The sequence below is a fragment of the Nocardioides sp. SLBN-35 genome (genome assembly GCF_006715725.1).
GTDB lineage: Bacteria > Actinomycetota > Actinomycetes > Propionibacteriales > Nocardioidaceae > Nocardioides.
This window is the reverse complement of sequence record NZ_VFNU01000001.1, coordinates 2562970-2582039: the sequence shown is the minus strand read 5'-3', so window position 1 is coordinate 2582039 and position 19070 is coordinate 2562970. Positions and strand designations below refer to the sequence as shown.

The 19070-nt window shown below is 73.7% G+C and carries 12 protein-coding genes; 4 read left to right on the top strand and 8 right to left on the bottom strand.

Translation table 11 applies throughout. From position 1 onward, the window contains the following. The 3 genes from FBY23_RS26845 to FBY23_RS12490 are packed head-to-tail and all read left to right on the top strand — an operon-like array spanning position 1 to position 4253. On the top strand, positions 1-2487 hold the full coding sequence (locus FBY23_RS26845) for an Ig-like domain-containing protein (protein WP_141798441.1): 2487 nt from the start codon (positions 1-3) through the stop codon (positions 2485-2487). Positions 2488-2529: 42 nt separating this feature from the next. Further along, positions 2530-3228: a class I SAM-dependent methyltransferase gene (locus FBY23_RS12495; RefSeq protein WP_141798440.1), complete on the top strand. Its 699-nt coding sequence runs from the start codon at positions 2530-2532 to the stop codon at positions 3226-3228. Then, the gene (locus FBY23_RS12490; protein WP_141798439.1) at positions 3225-4253 is read left to right on the top strand and encodes a hypothetical protein; all 1029 of its coding nucleotides are present in this window, start codon (positions 3225-3227) and stop codon (positions 4251-4253) included. The genes FBY23_RS12495 and FBY23_RS12490 overlap by 4 nt, the downstream gene beginning before the upstream one ends. Before the next feature lie 3 nt (positions 4254-4256). Here the strand turns inward: FBY23_RS12490 and FBY23_RS12485 are convergent, their stop codons facing one another. From FBY23_RS12485 to FBY23_RS12460, 7 genes are all read right to left on the bottom strand, one after another. After that, entirely contained in the window at positions 4257-5246 is a 990-nt protein-coding gene (locus tag FBY23_RS12485; protein ID WP_141798438.1) for a DUF3068 domain-containing protein, read from the bottom strand. A 13-nt stretch (positions 5247-5259) separates the two neighbouring features. Further along, complete coding sequence (locus tag FBY23_RS12480; protein WP_141798437.1) at positions 5260-6486, bottom strand: glycosyltransferase family 4 protein; 1227 nt, start codon at positions 6484-6486, stop codon at positions 5260-5262. Next, positions 6483-7247 carry a dolichyl-phosphate beta-glucosyltransferase gene (locus FBY23_RS12475; protein ID WP_141798436.1) on the bottom strand — a complete coding sequence of 255 codons (765 nt, stop codon included), beginning with the start codon at positions 7245-7247 and terminating at the stop codon, positions 6483-6485. Before FBY23_RS12475 ends, FBY23_RS12480 begins: the two co-directional genes overlap by 4 nt. A 104-nt stretch (positions 7248-7351) precedes the next feature. Then, on the bottom strand, positions 7352-7483 hold the full coding sequence (locus FBY23_RS26660; RefSeq protein WP_260805935.1) for a hypothetical protein: 132 nt from the start codon (positions 7481-7483) through the stop codon (positions 7352-7354). A gap of 34 nt (positions 7484-7517) precedes the next feature. Next, on the bottom strand, positions 7518-9215 hold the full coding sequence (locus FBY23_RS12470; protein ID WP_141798435.1) for a hypothetical protein: 1698 nt from the start codon (positions 9213-9215) through the stop codon (positions 7518-7520). Continuing rightward, on the bottom strand, positions 9212-10972 hold the full coding sequence (locus FBY23_RS12465) for a hypothetical protein (protein WP_141798434.1): 1761 nt from the start codon (positions 10970-10972) through the stop codon (positions 9212-9214). The genes FBY23_RS12470 and FBY23_RS12465 overlap by 4 nt, the downstream gene beginning before the upstream one ends. After that, positions 10969-14982 carry an alpha-(1->3)-arabinofuranosyltransferase family protein gene (locus tag FBY23_RS12460; RefSeq protein ID WP_141798433.1) on the bottom strand — a complete coding sequence of 1338 codons (4014 nt, stop codon included), beginning with the start codon at positions 14980-14982 and terminating at the stop codon, positions 10969-10971. The genes FBY23_RS12465 and FBY23_RS12460 overlap by 4 nt, the downstream gene beginning before the upstream one ends. 102 nt (positions 14983-15084) lie before the next feature. On the opposite strand from FBY23_RS12460, the gene FBY23_RS12455 reads away from it, so the two are divergent. Next, entirely contained in the window at positions 15085-16341 is a 1257-nt protein-coding gene (locus tag FBY23_RS12455; protein ID WP_141798432.1) for an oligosaccharide flippase family protein, read from the top strand. On the opposite strand, the gene polA is transcribed toward FBY23_RS12455, so the two are convergent. After that, positions 16338-19037 (bottom strand): DNA polymerase I, encoded by a 2700-nt coding sequence (polA, locus tag FBY23_RS12450; protein WP_141798431.1) that lies wholly within the window; start codon positions 19035-19037, stop codon positions 16338-16340. The two genes, FBY23_RS12455 and polA, sit on opposite strands and share 4 nt — an antisense overlap. Positions 19038-19070 lie beyond the last annotated feature (33 nt).

Genomic DNA, 19070 nt, shown 5'->3' with positions numbered 1-19070 from the left:
GTGGCGCCAATCGGTACGGCGGCCGCGACCATGGCCGCACTCGCACTGACCGTTCCACTCGCCCCAGCAGCGCAGGCCGATCCCCTGCCGGCCCCCTACTCGGGATCGGCGCACGCCGACCTCGTGGACCTGCCGGTCGACGTACTCGATGCGTCGGCGGCGAGCGTGCCGGTGGGCCACGCGCTCACCACCGTCGACAGCACGCTGGCAGCCGACAACGTCACCGCGGACTCCGCCAACGTGGACGTCGCGCTGGCCGGTATCCCGATCGACCTGGACAGCCTCAGCGTCACCGCCCCGCCGACGGACTCCGCGTCCGACACGCTGGTACCGCTCGACCTCGCCGCCCTGGGCGCGATCGACGCGATCGACCGCACCGTGGCGGCCAACTACGTCAGCGCGACGTCCTGCCCGCCGCTCGTCGGCACCGAGCGCCTGCTCGGCCGCTCCACCAGCTCCGTCGCGTCGGTCGGCCTGCTGAGCAACGTGGCGACCATCGGCGCGGTCCAGGCGACGACCACGACGAAGCTGGTCGACGCCGACGTCGACGGTCACGCCGACATGGTCTCCGAGACCAGCACCACGGTCGGCGACGTCCAGCTGCTGCCCGCCGTGGCCGGCGGCATCACGGTCCGTCTCTCCGACGCCGTCGTGACCCGGGCCACCTCGGACGGCACCACCGGTACCGCCGCCGTCGTCAGCCCCGCCGTCACCGCCCAGGTCCTCGTGGCCGGCCTTCCCCTCGCCACGATCACCGTCGGCGACGGCATGGTGAACGTCCCGGTCAACCTCGGTCTCGCCACCGTCAGCCTGCAGATCGGCCTGGCCAACTTCACCGACACCTCCTCGGGCGCCACTGGCGCGGGTGCCCTCGACGCCGTGCTGCGCATCCGGCTGCAGGCGTCGCTCGCCCTCACCGAGCTGGCGGACCTCGACCTGGCGATCGGCGCCGGTGCGGTCGAGGCCACGGCGCCGGCAGGGGGCGTCGAGTGCGGCGCCACCCCGGCCGACACTGTCATCACGACCCCGGCCGATGCCTCGACCGTCACCGACGCCACCCCCGCCATCACCGGCACCGCCGAACCCAACTCGACGATCACCCTGGTCATCGACGGCGGCACCCCCATCACCGTCCCCGTCGACGGCACTGGCAACTGGACCTACACCCCGACCACCGACCTCACCGAGGGCTCGCACACCATCACGGCCGACGGCAACGCCAACGGCACCGGCGTCGACGACACCACCACCTTCACCGTCGACGCCGTCCCCGCCGCCGCCACCGTGATCACCACCCCGGCCGACGCCTCCACCGTCACCGACGCCACCCCCGCCATCACCGGCACCGCCGAGCCGAACTCGACGATCAGCCTGGTCATCGACGGCGGCACCCCGATCAGCGTGCCGGTCGACGCGTCCGGCAACTGGACCTACACCCCGACCACCGACCTCTCCGAGGGCTCGCACACCGTGACCGCCGACGGCAACGCCAACGGCACCGGCGTTGACGACACCATCACCTTCACCGTCGACGCCGTACCCGCCGCCGCCACCGTGATCACCACCCCGGCCGACGCCTCCACCGTCACCGACGCCACCCCCGCCATCACCGGCACCGCCGAGCCGAACTCGACGATCAGCCTGGTCATCGACGGCGGCACCCCGATCAGCGTGCCGGTCGACGGGTCCGGCAACTGGACCTACACCCCGACCACCGACCTGACGGAAGGCAGCCACACCGTGACCGCCGACGGCAACGCCAACGGCACCGGAGTGGACGACACCGCGACCTTCACCGTCGACGTACCGCCGAAGGACACCGACGGCGACGGCGTACCGGACAGCCAGGAGGCGGCGGACGGGACCGACCCGAACAACCCGGACACCGACGACGACGGGCTGAACGACGGTGCCGAGAAGGCGGCCTGGACCAACCCGAACAACCCGGACACCGACGGCGACGGCCTCAAGGACGGGCGGGAGGTCTTCGGACCGACGGGATGCGTCACTCCGGCCGGTGTCGCGACCAGCACGAACCCGCTCTGGCGCGACACCGACGGCGACGGCCTGACCGACGGCCAGGAGGTCAACGGGTCCGACGTGGCGCAGAAGTACTGGACGGTCCGGGGCAAGCCGAGGAAGTCGAAGGCGAAGACGATCGGCCTTGTCCGCACCAACCCGTGCGACCGGGACACCGACGGCGACCGGCTCACCGACTTCCAGGAGGTCACCGGCGTCAAGGTCGGACAGCGGGTCGTCCGCTCGAAGGCCAACGGCGGGCCCTACAAGATCAAGGTCCGCAAGACCGACCCGACCCTCGCCGACACCGACAAGGACAAGCTGAGCGACTACGACGAGGTCACCGGCGCGAAGAACAAGAGGTTCGGCAAGCGGAAGACCGACCCGACCCTCGCCGACACCGACTGGGGCGGCGGCCGCGACGGCAAGGAGGTCCGGACCAAGACCGACCCGAGCCGCCACGGCTGAGGGGAACCGCCACCTCTCGTGCACTGTCACTAGGGTGGATCCGTGGACGCGGAGGAGATCGCCAAGTCGGCCGAGCTCGAGCACCGGCACTGGTGGTACGCCGCCCGCCGAGCCCTCGTGCGACGTACCGTCCGCGACTGGCCGGCGGGCCGCGCCATCGACGTCGGGTGTGGCATGGGTGGCAACACCGCGGTGCTGCGCGAGCTCGGCTGGCAGGCGATCGGGGTCGAGTACACCGACACCGGCTCCGACATCGCCGCCGCCCGCGGCATCCCGGTCGTGCAGGGCGACGGCCGGCAGCTGCCCGTCGCGGACGCGTCGGTCGACCTGGTGATGTCGACCGACGCGTGGGAGCACATCGACGACGACGCGGCGGTGGCCCGCGAGACCGTGCGGGTGCTGCGTCCGGGTGGCCGCGTGCTCGTGGCGGTCCCGGCCGGGATGGCGCTGTGGAGCGGGCACGACGTCGCGCTGGGCCACGTCCGCCGCTACGAGAGGCAGCAGCTGGCCGACCTCGTGACCGGCGCCGGGCTGGTCATCGACGACCTCCGGTCGTGGAACGTGCTGCTGCGCCCGGTCGTCCGCGCGCGCCGCCGCAACAAGCACGCCGCCGAGAGCGAGATGGAGGAGGTGCACCCGGTGCTCAACGCCGGGCTGCGCGCCGCCCTCGCGGTCGAGCGCGGCCTGCCCGTCAAGCGACTGCCGGGCGTCAGCCTGGTGGTCCTCGCCCACAAGCCGTGAGCGGGTACGACGACCGCGACTGGGTCGCCGATCCGCGGATCGGCTGGCGGATCCTGCTGACCGCGAGCCTGCCGGCGCCGGTCCGGACCGTCGAGCTCGCCGACCGGCTGGACGCCCTGGTCCGCGCCGAGGGGTGGCCAGCGCGCCCACCGCTCACCGCACCGACCCTCGCCCACCTGTACGACGCACTCGTCGCGCCCTCGCGCGAGCCGCTGCTCGTCGGCGCCCACGGCCGCGACGTCGTGGTGTCCGCCCACCACGGCGCAGTCGACGGTCTCGGCCTGCTGACCGTCCTCGACCGCCTCGGCCTGGGCCCCGCGACCTCGTCGGCGCGCGGCGTCGGCGACCGCACGACGACCGGTGGTCTCGTCACGACGGCCGCCCGGCGGCTCGGCGAGGTGGCCCTCCACCCGCCTGCAGGGGTGAGCCCCCCGGCGGTCCCGGTGCCCACGCCCGGCGACGTGCTGGTGGCAGCCGAGGTCCCGGGCACGGTACGCGCGGCGCCGCTGGTCCACGCCGCCGCGCGGGCCGTGGTGCGGCACCAGGCCGCCCGCGGCCGGCAGGCGCGCCACGTCGCGATCGCGGTGGGCGCCGTGCGCGGCCAGGCCGGAGCCGGGCTCGGCGACCACAGCGTGCTGCTGCGCCTGCGCGACGTCGAACGGCTCGACCTGGCCGGCGTCACCGAGGCGCTGCGCACCGCCCCCGTGGTGACGCCACCGACGCCGGCACCCGACCGGCCGTGGACGCGCCTGGCGGCCCGGGCGACCGCGACCGGCCTGCGGCTGCTGGCCCCACGGCTGGGCTCGACGCTGCTCGTGTCCCACCTCGGCGAGGTCGAGGCGCCCCACGTGGAGCGGCTCGCCTTCCACCCCGTGACCGCCGGCGGCACCGGGCTCTCGCTCGGCGCGGTCGGCCACCGCGGCCGCACCGTGCTGACCCTGCGGGCCCGCGCCGCGCAGTGGAACGACAACGGCCTCGAGCAGCTGCTCGAGGCCGTCGTCTCCCTCCTCGGAGAGGAGTCCTAGGGGTCAGGCGTCGACGAGCGCCTTGTCGTCGCGCCGGGCGGTCCGCTGCTGGCGGGCGCTCTTGCCGAGGACCAGGCCCGCGGCCAGCAGGCCGGCACCGAGCAGCAGCAGGATGCCGGGGAAGACCAGCTTCATGCCGCCGAGCAGGGTCGCGTTGCCCTTGGCGTCGCTGACCAGGTCGTCGACCTGGGCCTGGGTGTACTGCACCGTGCCGGTGAACGCGGGGACGCTGGTGCCGTCGTACCGCAGCTCCTGGACGCGGTTCTCGACCCGGTTGACCGGCGAGCCGGTGGTCGGCTCGACCCAGAAGGTGCGGGTCATCTGGTACCACATCTCGGCCTCGACGTTGCCGGTCTCGGCGGAGCCGAAGACCTTCGACGGGACGCTGCGCGTCTCGACCATGGTGTCGGGGATGGTCTGCACGAACTTGTAGACCGTGAGGCCGTCGACCTTCTCCTCGCCCTCGAACTTCGCGTCGACGGCCTTGCCGAGCGTGCCGTCCCAGAGCGGGTAGTCCTTCTTCTCGGTGGCGAACGGGAACTTGAAGACCAGCCCCTTGCGGGTGACGTCGACCCGGTCGACCTTGGTGAAGTCGTCGGCGCTCGCGACCTCCTCCCACGAGCCGCACTTGGCGCAGTCGACGGCGGCACCGGTCTTGCCGTCGAAGGGCGCCCGCTCACGGGTCTGCTGGAAGTCCTCGCCGCCGACCCGCTTGACCGTGGTCGAGTTCACCCACACCACCGTGTCGCCGGGCGCCTTGACGCCGCTGTCGGCGATGGTGAACGACGTGATGTCGAGGTCCGAGGTCTCCGGCGCGAGCACGTCGGGGTCGGAGTTGAAGATCTCGGCGCCCTTGGCCTCGAGCTTGGTGGTGCCCTCGTAGTCGGGCGGCACGTTGGCGAGAACCGGGTAGGCGTAGAAGCGGACCAGGGCGGCTGCCACGATCAGGAAGACACCGAGTCCGACGGACACGGCGGCGAGCTTGCTGCGCATGAGCGAGCCTCTCTCAGACGGCCACGCGAGCGTCGCGTGGGTGGTGACGGTCGGGCAGCGCGGCCGCGTGCCCGAGGAGCTGGATGGTCAGGTCGCGCGCCTGCAGGCGCATCTGCGACCAGTCGAACTTGTGGGCCCAGGCCAGGCACGCCTCGGCGCGCAGGACCCGGGTCCCGGGGTCGGCGGCGTCGACCAGGGCGGCGGTCAACGCGTCGGTGATCCGGGTGACGACGGTGGCCGGGTCCGCGCTGTCGGGGACCAGCCAGCCGCTCTCCCCCGGGCGGATCGAGTCACGCAGCCCGGGCACGTCCCGGGCCACGGTGGGTACGCCGTGGGCGGCCGCGTCGATGACCGCCTGGCCCCAGCCCTCGGCATCCGAGGCGCACACCTGCACCGAGGCCCGCGCGAGCAGGGCGTCCTTGTCGGCTGCCGGCACGAAGCCGTGGAACCTCACCTGGCCGGCGAGGCCGAGCTCGGCCGCCCTGGCAACCAGCCGGTCGTGCTCGGGCCCGCGGCCGATGACGTCGACGTGGAGGGTGCGGCCGGCGAGCGCGGCGCTGTCCTGCGCGCGACGCACGGCCTCGAGCACGAGGTCGACCCGCTTGTGGGTGACCAGCCGGCCCAGGACGACGACTCGGTCGGGATCCTTCGCCGCAGCATCGACCTGCTGTGAGTCGGGCAGGTCCGCACCGTTCTCCAGGATCCGGACGTCGCCGGTCCAGCCGAGCTGCTCGCGCATCTCGGCGACGGTCGAGGCCGACACCGCAGCGGTCACGTGGTGCCGGTAGACCGAGCGCATCGCGACCCGCTCCATCCAGCGGCCGAAGGCGGCGACCGGAGCCGGGAAGTGCACCGCGAACTGGGCCTGGTGCACGTGGTGGACGATGAGCAGGGCCGGAGTGCCGCGGCGCAGGACCAGCGGCGAGAACGACGGCAGTCCGCAGGCCGGGTCGATCACGGCGTCGATCCGCCGCCGGTGGCGCAACAGCCAGGCCAGCGCGAACAGGTAGAACGTCAGCGCGCCCCCGCCCCGGCGTACGGCGATCCCGTCGCGGACCTCGCGGGGCGCCTGGCCCTCGTCACGAGCGGTCACGAAGTGCACCCGAGCCCCGGCCTCGTGCAGCGCCCGGGCGTACTGCCAGGCGTAGATCTCCGCGCCGCCGGCGAGCGAGTGGTCGAGGTCGCGCCAGTTGACGACGACGACGCGCCGACCCGCGAGTGCCTGGTCCGGCGGGGTCATGCCTGGCTCCCGGCGAGCAGCACCGGGGCGGCCGCCACCGGCGCGGGCCGGTCGAGCGCCCGGCAGCGCCAGGCGATCCGGGCCAGCTCTGCGAACGCCGCGGCGCCGTGGCGCGACGGCACGAAGGTCGACCCGGGCACGTCGGTCCAGGTCACCGGAATCTCCTGCACCTCGGCGCCGAGGCCGCGCAGGCGCACGAGCAGCTCGACGTCGAACGAGAACCCGGCGGTCTCCAGCCGGCGCGCGGCCGACCGGGCCAGGCTCCCGCGGAACACCTTGAACCCGCACTGGGTGTCGGCGATCCCCGGCACCAGCCGGCCGGCGAGGCGCCGGTAGGCCGCCGCGCCCAGCGAACGGGTGCGGCAGTGCCGCGCCTCGGTCTCGCTCCCGGCGACCGCCCGCGACCCGATGACGACGTCGGCGCCGAGGAGCACCTCGCGCCAGGCCGCCTCGATCGCGTCGAGGCCGGTCGCGCCGTCGGCGTCCATGAAGCACACCAGGTCGGCGTCGGTGGCGAGCAGGCCCGCACGGACCGCGGCACCCTTGCCGCGGCGTGCGCACCGCACCACCCGTACGGGCAGCGCCGCCGAGTCGGCCTCACGGGCCACCTCCGCGGTGCGGTCGGTGCTCGCGTTGTCGACGACGAGCACCTCCACCCGGCCGAGCACGCCGCGGTGCGCCGTCACGTGACGACGCAGCTCCCGCAGTGTGCGCGGCAGCCGGCGTTCCTCGTTGTACGCCGGAATGACGATCTGCAGCATCGGACCCTCCCAAGCCGTCTGCTCAGCCGTCCCCCTCCCCAGGGACGGTACGACGAACCGCGCCTCGAGCGACCGGGGTCATTCGAGGATGCGGCGAAGGCGCCCTACTTGCTGGCGTAGCTGTAGAGCTTCTCGTTGCTGACGGGCTTGTGCTCACCCTGCGCGGCGTTGACGCCGGCGACGAGGACAGCGGTCGAGGCGAGTGCCCCGACGACAGTGGCGATGATCGTGTTCATGCGACGGTCCCCTCCCAAAGACCGGCACAGAGCATCACACCCCATGACCTTCATGACTGTGATGCCCGTTACTCCCAGACCGGAGTATCCATGCGGCACCGGCCAAAAGCAAAAGAATCGCGGAAGTCAGGCCGATCGACACCAGAACGTGACGCGAACGGTCGTCGTCGCCCGCAATGTCGGCGACCGGCCCGCCGGCGGCGAGGTCGACGAGCATCAGCCCGCCGCCGTCGTACGCGACCCTGCCGGCGGGGACCTCGGGCTCCCCCATCCCCCGCTCCACCAGCACCCAGCGCACACCCTGGGCGCGCAGGGCTCCGGCCGGGTCGGGATCGGCCAGCGCGAGCGCGACCGCGACGACCCGCGGGTCCTCGGCCGGGACGACGCGGTCGGCCAGCAGCACGCGGTCGTCGACCAGCACGGTGCCGGGCAGCAGCCGGGGCGCCGGGTCGAGGACGGCGCGACGGTGGTTCCAGGAGTAGCCACGGTAGGAGCCCTCCCAGGGCAGCACGACAGTGGTGTCGTCCGAGCCGACCAGGTCGGCGACGTCCTCCCACGCCGTCGGGTACGACGAGCGCGGCAGGTCACCCAGCGCGCCCCACGCCAGGCTGGGCAGGAGCAGCAGGGGGGCCACGACGAGCAGCACCACCGCACTCCACAACGCCCCCGTCCCGGGGCGGATCCGGGCCCGCACCGCGCTGACCGCATGGGCCGAGCCGACCGCCAGCACGAGGCCGAGCGGCGCCAGGAAGCGGTGCGAGTCGCGCAGCAGGGCCAGCCCCGGCACGTGGCCGGCGAGTCCCTCCAGCAGGCCGCTGCCACCCGGCAGCGCGGGCAGCAGCGCGAGCACGACGGCCGCGGCGCCGAGGACCGCCCAGCGACGCCGGTCCGTGCCACCGCGCGCCAGCCCGACGCAGGCAACGACGCTGAGCAGGCAGGACAGCAGCACCAGCACGGCGCTGGTGCGCTCCTCGGGGACGATCGACGTCTTCCAGATGCCGCCGAGGGAGAACACGCTGGCCGCCGTACCGGCCGCGGACTCGGCGCGGGCCGCGAAGCCCGCGAAGACGCCGTCGGTCGACACCCGCACGGTGGAGGCGGTCAGCGCCGGCACGGCCCAGCACAGGTTGGCGGCGAGGGCGAGCAGGCCCACCCACGCCCAGGTACGCCGGTCCCGACCGAGCGCGAGCACGGCCAGGACCCCGACGGCCATCACCCCGCTCGACGGGCTGCAGACCGCGGACAGCACGAGCACGACGGCCGCAGGTGCCCACGCCTGCCGGTCCGCGCGCAGCCGGAGCGCGGCGAGCGCGACCCACGGCAGCAACAGGTAGCCCAGCAGGATCGCCCACTGGCCGATCAGCAGCCGTTCCAGGACCCACGGGTTCCAGCAGAACAGCGTGATCGCGGCAGCGCGGGCGTACCACCGCTGCTCGGCGACGACGCGCGCGATCCCGAGCCCGCCCGCGAGGAACCCGCCGACCAGCAGCAGTCGCTGGACCACGCTGCCCGGCACCACGTGGGTGGCCAGTGAGACCAGCGCGTCCATCGGGACGGCGCGCGGCAGCGAGCCGTCCAGGCCGAGCCATGCGCTCTTCCAGGGCTGGTGGGGCACGAAGACCATGTCGCCGACGAGCCAGTAGCCGCCGCCGACGAGGAGCGGGCCCAACACCAGCGCGGTGACCGCGAGCGTCACCGCCAGGTCGGGGCCGCCCGCGCGACGCAGGCTCACGGCTGCTCCGGGAGGCCGGCGTCGATGTCGGTGATGCAGACCGTCGACCGGCCGTCGCCGCGGAAGGTGAGCGCGTCGACCTCGCCCGCGAGGTCGGGCAGCACCAGCCACATCCGGTTCGGGCCGCGGCTGGCGAGGAAGTCGGTGCTCCATCCGTCCGTCGTGACGCTCAGCGTCGTCTCGTCCGAGGTGAAGTAGGAGACGCGGACGAGCAGCCGACCGTCGACGGGTACGACGAACGGGGCGCGCCGAGACGCGCGGCCGACCTCGTAGCCGCACCCGTCGTCGGGTCCGTCCTCGGCGGGGATGATCCCCGCGAGCCCGACCGGCCGCAGGCTGCCGTCGTCGGCGACCATCCGCAGGTGCGCGGACGCCTCGTCGAAGCGCAGGTGCTCGGGCAGGGGCGCGAGGATCCGCGAGAGCTGGGAGTCGGCGCCGACGAGTGGCAGCACGACGTCGGTCGGTGCGAGCCGGTCGAACAGGACGGCCGTCGGGTCGGCGGCGAACTGCGAGCGCAGCGTCGTGACGAACGCCTTGTCCTCGGTGTTCTGGAAGTGGGGCACGAGCAGGGCGGTGCCGGCCGCCGACGCGGCGCCGTACAGCAGGACGGTAGTGGCGACGACGCCACCGCGGACCCGCGCGGTCGCCGTCTCCAGCAGCCCGAGCCAGGGCCGGGAGCCGCGCAGGCACAGGGCGACGCAGAGCACCGCGGCGTGCACCGTGTCGGAGGAGTAGCGCGGGTCGAGGCCGATGATCGAGCCGAAGCCCGCGCGGCCGGACAGCAGCAGGGCGAGGTCGGCGGCCACATAGGCGACGAGGAACGCCAGGCCCCAGCGACGGGCCGGCCCGCCGCGGACCAGGAGCAGCACCGCTCCGGCCAGCGCGAGCACGAGCGACACCACCACGACCCACACGGCCGGCCGCACCGCGCCGCCGTCGAGCTCGCCGGTCCACGGACCGCCGAACAGGCCGGGGACGATGTTGCGGCCGAGGAACGACCAGGTCACCTCGAGGCGCTGCTTCCAGGTGCTCTCCCCGCCCTCGACGTCGGTCAGCATGCCGTGCGCGACGAGGAAGCCGCCGAGCAGCAGCACCTGCCCGGCCCACAGCCAGCGGAACCGCGTCAGCGCTGCCCGCAGTCGCCGCCAGCCGGTCGCCTCGTCGGCGAGCGCCACCGCGACGCCGTACAGCACCGGAGGGATGAGCACGGCGCGCTCGTGCCAGAGCAGCCCGACAGCCGTCGTGAGCAGGATCGCGAGCACGGCCCACACCGCCCGGGCATCGCCCTGCCGCCAGCGCACCAGCAGCCACACCGCCAGCAGCGAGCAGAGCACGTGGGGCCACAGGCCCATCGCCGCACTCCACCACAGCGTCGTGGCGAGGGTGAGCGGGGCCCACGCGAAGACGGCCAGCAGCACCACCCGGCTCCACCGCTCCCCCAGCAGCCGCGTCAGGATCAGCCACATCACGACCGTGGCCGCGGTCTGCAGCAGCAGCACGAAGGTGGCCACGCTCGCCCAGCTGTACGGCGCCAGGTGGGCGAGCAGCCAGTAGGCCAGCTGTTGCAGCGGGTTGACGTGGCCCGCCGTGTCGCGGACCAGGAACTCGGCGCTCAGGTCGGCGGCGGCCGCCCGGCCCAAGAGGTAGAAGTCGTCCTGGTTGAACCACGAGCCCGCCAGGAGCACCGCCCGGCTGACCACCATCGAGAGCAGTACGGCGATCGCCGCCGTCCCCTGCCGTCCGCGCCACGCGCTCATCGCGCCACCTCCGCGCGACGGGTCGGCCGGCCCAGCACGAGGCCCGCGACCAGGCCGACGCCCAGCGCCGCGGCGACGTCGGCGCTGCCGGTCACGAAGCGTCCGCCGTCGAGGGCGTCGAGCAGGCCCGACGCGGACACCAGCACGAGCACCGCCACCGCGGAGCGGGCCGGGTGTCGGGGCAGGAACGCGCCGGCGAGCAGCCCGACGGCGGCCACCGGGCCGAGCAGCACCCCGGCCGCGACGAGGGCGACGCCCCACCACAGCGGGCGGGTGGCGGGCTCGGTCGCCGGCCACGGACGCCGGCGATCGCGCGGGCTGCGCCGTACGAGCACGAGCACGAGGCAGGCAGCGCCCAGCAGCAGCACGCCGCCACTGACGGCCAGGCCGAGGGGGAGCACGACGGCGTACGTCTGCTGGGGTGCGTAGCGCAGTCGGACCGTCGCGGCCTCCTGGCCGGCCGGGAGCAGCCACCCCTGCTGCCAGCCGTCGACGCGGATCGGCTCGAGGCGGCGCCCGTCGAGCTCGGCGACCCAGCCGGGGTTGGCGTTCTCCGGCAGCCACAGCACCGCCGCGGGGCCGCTGCCGACACGGACCGTACGACGATCACGGTCCCAGCGCTGGACGGTGACGTCACGCTCGCGGACGGCCGTGGCCTGCTGCCCGGCCGGCACGAGTGAGACGTCGGCGAGCTCGAACTCACTCGTCGGCGTGGCGTGCAGGTCCTGGGCACCTGAGGGCAGCCGGACCGCGGACGGCTCGCAGCTCTCGAGCTCGAGCGGGGTCCCGTTGACCAGGTCGGCCATGGTCCCGGTGACACGCGTGGCGACCTCGCGGCCGCCGACCTCGATGACCGGCCCGAGCCCGCACAGCGCGCCGGTGGGCGCGTCCCCCACCAGGGGCCGGGTCACGTCGACGCCGGTCAGCTCGATCTCGGGGACCACCACGTGCCCGGCTCCGGGGGCCTTCTCGAAGCGCACCTGCAGCCGGTTGGTGCGGACCGGGTCGATCGGGACCGCGCCGCCGGCGTCGAGCACGACCCGTTGGGTGCGCCGCCCCGAGGTGATGACCGCCGCCACCGGAGTGCCGGCGACCCCGCTCGCCGGGACGCTGATCCCCGTGATGGTGCGGGTGCGGCGCCACTGGAAGGTCAGGGTCGGGTACAGGTCGCTGTCGTCGGAGACCCACGCGGTGCTCGGCTGCCCGTCGTAGGCGAAGCGGCCGGCGACCTTCGGATCTCCGCCGTACGACGAGGTCACCTCGACCGGGGGACGGCGCTCGACCTGGTCGAGCAGCAGCGCGGCCTCGGGGGTGTTCCGTACGACGACGTGCCCGGTGAGCCGGTAGGAGCCGGAGGCCTCGAGGGCGAAGGACCGGTCGATCCCGCCGGCCTCCTCCGGCTGCCGGATCCGGGTCACGTCGCAGTCCGGCACGCTCGGGGTGATGAAGCACGCGCGGCGGCCGGGGACGGTGCTGAAGGCCAGGGCGTCGTCCGGGCCGGCGGTGCCGGGGACCACGAAGGTGCGACGCGGCCGCAGTCCGTCGACGGCGACCTCGCGCAGGCCCACCCGGGCCGAGCGTGCCGCGGTCGCCGCTTCGACGATCCGCACCTCCACCCGGTCGACGCGGCTGCCGTCGAGGCGCACCCGGACCGGCGCGCCTGTGGCGCCGACGCTCGCCCGGACGGTCTGGGTGCCCGCCGCGACCTCGATCGTGCGGATCGGGACGACCTGCGGGTCGTCGGCGACCGGCGTCACGGTCACGGTCCGCACGGCCCGTGGGGCGGCGAGGTCCAGCCGGAGCCACTGCCGCTCGGGGGCGGTCGCCGACGAGGTGACCCACTGCGTGTCGAGGTCGCCGTCGACGGCAGCGTACGGGCCGGACGCGGTGATGACCGGGCCGAAGTTGTCGGCGTACCCCTGCGCCGAGGAGGCCTCCAGTCCCCTCAACCCCGCGTAGCGGGCGACGACCGGCGTGCCGCCGGGCTCGCCCGGGAAGTCGTGGGCGGCCCGTGCGACGCGCCACGGCTCGTCGGCGGTCATCAGCGCGGAGAGACCCTCGTCGTTGCTGCCGAACGCGCGCTCGCGTCGCTGGTCGGTGTCGGTGACGATGTCGGCCGAGCGGTCCCAGCCGGGCTCGCCCTCGAGGACCGTCGGCTGGTCGGCACCGACCAGGCCGGCGCTCTGGGCGAGCAGGCTGCTCTCGGCCGCGCCGCGGACGGTCGCGACGTCGTCGAGCGCGGTCGCCCGGACCACCGGCAGCCGCCGCGGGACCCGGAACACCTCGACCTCCGGCTCGTCGTCGGCGGTGGCGCCGAATGCCGCGACCCGCTGCATCCCGGCCTTCGCCAGCGCGACCGCGGCGCCTCCGGGATGGGGCGAGCGGGTGACCTGGCGCAGCAGGTCGCGCCGGAGCACGACGTGCCCGATGCCTGCGCGGGCCAGCTCGTCGACGAGGGCCGGCGTCACCCGCCCGGTCACGATCGACTGGTCGAGCGCGGAGAGGTAGCGGATGGACTCTCCCGGCACGAGCGGGACCTGGGTGCGGCTGACCATGTCGACCCCGCCGAGGATCGCCAGCGGCTCGTCGAGGGTCCAGCCCCAGGCCTGCTGCGCGAAGCTCGAGCCCGGTACGACGAGGGTGCGGTCGGCCTGCTGCGAGCCCTCGTCGGCCTGCTGGTCGGCGAGGTAGTCCCGCGCCTGCTGCCAGGGCTCGGAGATGTCGGTCCAGCCCGGGGTGCGGGTGTCGGAGCCGAGGAAGGGCTGGCCGAGCACCGCGAGCAGCAGCAGGGGCACCAGGACCAGGCCGCTGCGCCCCGGCTCGAGCCGGGGCCGCCGGGCCACCAGGCGCTCGGCGCCGGCCGCGACCGCCGTACCGAAGCCGAGGGCGAGGGGCAGTCGCACTACCGGGTCGATCTTGTGGACGTTGCGGAAGATCTGCAGCGGGCCGTCGAGCAGGTCGCGGAAGGCGCCGGCGACCGGGGCTCCGGCGACGCCGCCGTGGGCGACGGTCAGGCAGCCCAGGCCGAGCAACGCGGCGAGAAGCAGCGGGCGCCGTACCGGACCCTCGATGAGGGTGAGCCCGGCCAGCCCGACCCCCGCCACGACGGCCGCCACGACGACGAGGACCGGCTCGGTCGCGAGGTCGAAGGCCGCCGGCCACCACGGCCGGTCGCCGGACAGCAGGTAGCCGAGCCACGACGAGTCGCCGCGGGCCGCCTCCGACCAGCCGATCAGCGACGTGGTGTCACTGGCGCTCTCGACGTACTCGAAGAACGGCGGCGCGTACTTGGCCAGCACCGCGAGCGGCAACGCCCACCACAGGCAGGCGGCGCCGACCGCGGCCGCCCAGCCGGCCGCGAAGCGCCACGTGGCGAGCCGGCCGCGCACGCCCCACAGCACGAGGAGGACGGCGAGCGGGAGGCAGGCGGCGGTCTCGACGGCGTTGACGCCGCCCATGCACACGACCGCCGCACCGCTGAGCAGTGCCGCTGCGCGCCCGGAGAGCCGGCCGCGCAGGTGGAGCACGACGGGCAGGACCAGCCACGGCATGACCGCGCCGGGCAGCGACTCGGCCGTCTGGACCGTCACGGTGCCGAGCAGCCGCGGCGAGAGCGCGAAGAAGGCGCCGGCCAGCAGCGCGGGCAGCTCCGCCAGCCCGACCGCACGGCCCACCCGCCGCGCACCCTCGCACGCCAGCACCAGGATCAGGGCGGACCACAGCCGCTGGCTCACCCAGTCGGGCATGCCGAGGAGGTCGCTGAGCCAGAACCAGGTGCCCTGCGGGAAGAGGTAGCCGTAGGCCTGGTTCTGGAACTCGCCGAAGTTGGACTCCGGGTGCCACAGGTTGAAGGCGCCGGACAGGAAGCTGCCGGGGCGCTCGGTCAGCTCCGCGCGGGTGTCGTAGGTGGTGGTGCCGGGCTGCTGCAGGAGCATGAGGACCGTCATGACGGCGTACAGCGCCACCGCGACTCCCGTGCCCCGCACGGCCGGCTCGGATGTCTCCCTCATCCCCCTCCTCCCACAGGTCGCCCGGCGACACTGTAGGAGACAGGACCCCGGCGACGCCGGGTCGGCTTAGGTTCACGCCCACCGGCCCCCTAACCTGCTCTGGTGACGACGACCTCCCGCCCGGCGGGCTCACGCATCTTCCGGCTGCTGCGCAGCAGCGCCGGCATCGCCATCGCGATGGCCGTGATGAACGTCGGCACCTACGGCTTCCAGATCGTCTCCGCGCGGCTGCTCGGTCCCGGCCAGTACGGCGCGCTCGCCGGCGTGATGGCGCTGCTGCTGGTCCTCTCCGTGCTCCAGCTCGGCCTGCAGGCCACCTCGGCGCGACGGATCGCCGCCGACCCCGAGCACGTCGCCGCCGTCGAGGCCGCCGTCCTGCGCACCGGCTGGCGGCTGGCCCTGGTCCTCGGCGCCGTGACCGTCCTGGCCGCACCGCTCGTCACGAAGCTGCTGCGCCTCGACGGGCTGCTGCCCGCCGTCCTGCTCGGCCTGGCGATCGTCCCCGCGACCGTGATGGGCGCCCAGGCCGGCGTGCTGCAGGGCGAACGCCGCTGGCTCCCGCTCAGCCTGGTCTACCTGGCGGTCGGCGTACCCCGTGTCATCCTCGGCATCGGCTTCCTGCTGGTGTGGCGCTCGGAGAGCAGCGCGATGCTCGCCGTGCTCGTCTCGACGTGGATCCCCGTCCTGGTGGGCGCCTGGGCGCTCGGCCGCCATCCGCGACGCGAGTCCAGCGTGACCGAGACGGAGATCCGGCGCGACGTGCTCCGCGAGACGCTGGGCAGCTCGATCGCGCTGCTGGCCTTCTTCGCCATGGCGAACCTCGACATCGTCGTCGCCCGCAGCATCCTCGACGAGCACGACGCCGGCCTGTACGCCGGCGGCCTGATCGTCACCAAGGCCGTCCTGTTCCTGCCCCAGTTCGCCGTCGTGGTGCTCTTCCCGTCGATGTCGACCGGCGGCGAGAGCCGCGCCGCGGTCATCAAGGGCCTGGCCTTCCTCGGCTCGCTGGGCGCGCTCGGCGTCGCCGCGACCTATCTGCTGCCCGGCCTCGCGATCATCTTCGTCGGCGGCGCCGACTACGCCGAGGTGCAGGACCGGCTGTGGATGTTCGCCGTCCTCGGCGCCCTGCTCTCGCTGCTGCAGCTGCTGGTGTACGCCGGCCTGGCGACCCGCGGCGTCGCGACCAAGTACGTCGTCGGCATCGGCGTGCTGCTTCTCATCGGCCTCGGCGCCACGGCCTCCAGCGTGACCGGCCTCGCCACGCGGGTCGGCGCGGTCGACCTCGCCGTCCTGCTCGTGCTCGTCGCCCTGCAGGTCGTGCGGCACCGCCGCGACGACGAGGTCACGCCCGCCGGTTAGTGCGCGGCCTCGTGCCAGGACCGGCCGGTGCCGACGGAGACGTCGAGCGGGACGGTGAGGTCGGCGGCGCCGGCCATCTGCTCGCGGACCAGGGCCTCGAGCGCGTCCTGCTCGCCGTCGGCGACCTCGAACACGAGCTCGTCGTGGACCTGCAGCAGCATCCGTGAGGCCAGCCCGGCCTCCTTCAGCGCGGCGTCGGTGCGCAGCATGGCGACCTTGATCAGGTCGGCGGCCGAGCCCTGGATGGGGGCGTTGAGCGCCATCCGCTCGGCGGCCTCGCGACGCATCCGGTTGTCGCTGGTGAGGTCGGGCAGGTAGCGGCGCCGGCCCATGATGGTCTCGGTGAAGCCGGTGCGGCGGGCCTCGTCGACGACGCCCGCGAGGTAGTCGCGGATGCCGCCGAAGGTCTCGAAGTAGTCGTCCATCAGGGCGCTGGCCTCGCGCGGCTCGATGCCGAGCTGCTGGGACAGCCCGAAGGCGGACAAGCCGTAGGCGAGGCCGTAGTTCATCGCCTTGATCTTGGCGCGCATCTCCGGTGTGACCGCGTCCGACGCGACGTCGAAGACCCGCGAGGCGGTCTCGGCGTGGAAGTCGCGGCCGGAGCGGAACGCCTCGATGAGCAGGTCGTCCTCGGACAGGTGGGCCATGATCCGCATCTCGATCTGGCTGTAGTCGGCGGTCATCAGCGACGCGTAGCCGCTGCCCACGACGAAGCTCTCGCGGATCCGGCGGCCCTCCTCGGTGCGCACCGGGATGTTCTGCAGGTTGGGGTCGGTGCTCGACAGGCGGCCGGTGGCGGCGATGGTCTGGTGGAAGGTGGTGTGGATGCGGCCGTCGGGCTGGACCGTCTTGAGCAGGCCCTCGATGGTCTGCCGCAGGCGGATCACCTCGCGGTGGCGCAGCAGGTGGAGCAGGAACGGGTGCTCGGTCTGGACGAACAGCCACTGCAGCGCGTCGGCGTCGGTCGTGTAGCCGGTCTTGGTGCGCTTGGTCTTCGGCATGTTGAGCTCGTCGAAGAGCACGACCTGCAGCTGCTTGGGTGAGCCGAGGTTGATCTCCTGGCCGATGACCTCGTAGGCCTTCTGGGCCTCACTGCGGACCTCCTCGCCGAAGTGCGCCTCCAGCCCCTCGAGGTGCTCGACATCGATGGCGATGCCGGTGCGCTCCATGGCGGCCAGGACGCCGACGAGTGGCATCTCCACGTCGGTGAGCAGCCCGCGGCCACCGGCCTTCTCGACCTCGTCGGCCAGCTCGGCGGACAGGTCGAGCGCCGCGCGGGCCTGGACCATCGCGCTGGTCGCGACGCCGCCCTGGTCGGCCGCGCCGTCGTCGAAGTGCAGCTCGCCCTGGTCGGGGTCCTGGGCCTGGGCGAGCTCGCGGTGGAGGTAGCGCAGCGAGAGGTCGGCCAGGTCGTAGGAGCGCTGGTCCGGCGCGACGAGGTACGCCGCCAGCGCGGTGTCCTCCGCGACGCCGGCCAGGCTCCAGCCCTGCGCGGCGAGCGCGTGCAGCGGTCCCTTGGCGTCGTGCAGCACCTTGGGGCGCGCCGGGTCGGCCAGCCAGGCCGCGATCGCCGTGTCGTCGGCGGGGCTCATCGCCGCGACGTCGACGTACGCCGCTCGTCCGTCGGCCAGGGCCAGCGCCAGGCCGTCGACGCGACCGGTGCCGCTGCCCCACGTGCCGCGGACCGACAGGCCGATCCTCTCGTCACCGGCCTGCTCCAGCCAGGCGGCAACGGCGTCGGGCGCGAGCGTCGTGCCGTCGAGCTCGACGCCGGTCTCGACCTGGACGTCCTCACCCGGTGCGACGACGTCGAGGATCCGGGTGCGCAGCTCGCCGCGGAACTCCAGCTCGTCGAGCAGCTCGAGCGCCGCGGCGCGGTCCCACTCCTTGAGCACCAGGTCGTCGACGACCACACCGAGGTCGAGGTCGCGCACCAGCGCGTTGAGGCGGCGGTTGCGGATGACGTCGCCGAGGTGCTCGCGGAACGCCTCGCCCTTCTTGCCGGTGATCTTGTCGGCCTGGGCGATGACGTTGTCGAGGCCGTCGTAGGTGTTGATCCACTTCGCGGCGAAGCCCGCGCCGACACCGGGGACCCCGGGCAGGTTGTCGGACTGCTCCCCCACGATCGCGGCCAGCTCGGGATAGCGGTGCGGCGGTACGCCGTACTTCTCCTCGACGAAGGCCGGCGTCATCCGGGACAGGTCGGAGACACCGCGCATCGGGTAGAGGACGGTGGAGCGCTCGGTGACCAGCTGGATGGAGTCGCGGTCGCCGGTGAGGATCAGCACCTCGAGGCCGCTCGTCTCGTCGGCGAGGGCCTGGGTGACCAGGGTCGCGATGATGTCGTCCGCCTCGTAGCCGGGGACCTTGATGAACGGGATCGAGAAGGACGTCAGCATCCGCTCGATCAGCGGCAGCTGGCTGCTGAACTCACCGGGGGTCTTGTTGCGCTTGGCCTTGTACTCGGCGTACTCCTCCGTGCGGAAGGTCTGCCGCGAGACGTCGAACGCGACCGCCACGTGGGTGGGCTGCTCGTCGCGCAGCACGTTGACCAGCATCGAGGTGAACCCGTAGACCGCGTTGGTGTTCTGTCCGGTCGCGGTCGAGAAGTTCTCGACGGGCAGGGCGAAGAAGGCGCGGTAGGCCAGCGAGTGACCGTCCAGGAGAAGGAGTCGCGGGCGAGTCGTCTCCGTCATGTCGTGAGGCACCCGGCGACTCTACCGATGCCC

Coding starts and splice junctions, on each gene's coding strand:
- polA (WP_141798431.1), bottom strand. CDS start 19,037: ATGACGGAGACGACTCGCCCGCGACTCCTTCTCCTGGACGGTCACTCG.
- FBY23_RS12460 (WP_141798433.1), bottom strand. CDS start 14,982: ATGAGGGAGACATCCGAGCCGGCCGTGCGGGGCACGGGAGTCGCGGTG.
- FBY23_RS12485 (WP_141798438.1), bottom strand. CDS start 5,246: ATGCGCAGCAAGCTCGCCGCCGTGTCCGTCGGACTCGGTGTCTTCCTG.
- FBY23_RS26660 (WP_260805935.1), bottom strand. CDS start 7,483: ATGAACACGATCATCGCCACTGTCGTCGGGGCACTCGCCTCGACCGCT.
- FBY23_RS12480 (WP_141798437.1), bottom strand. CDS start 6,486: ATGACCCCGCCGGACCAGGCACTCGCGGGTCGGCGCGTCGTCGTCGTC.
- FBY23_RS12465 (WP_141798434.1), bottom strand. CDS start 10,972: ATGAGCGCGTGGCGCGGACGGCAGGGGACGGCGGCGATCGCCGTACTG.
- FBY23_RS12475 (WP_141798436.1), bottom strand. CDS start 7,247: ATGCTGCAGATCGTCATTCCGGCGTACAACGAGGAACGCCGGCTGCCG.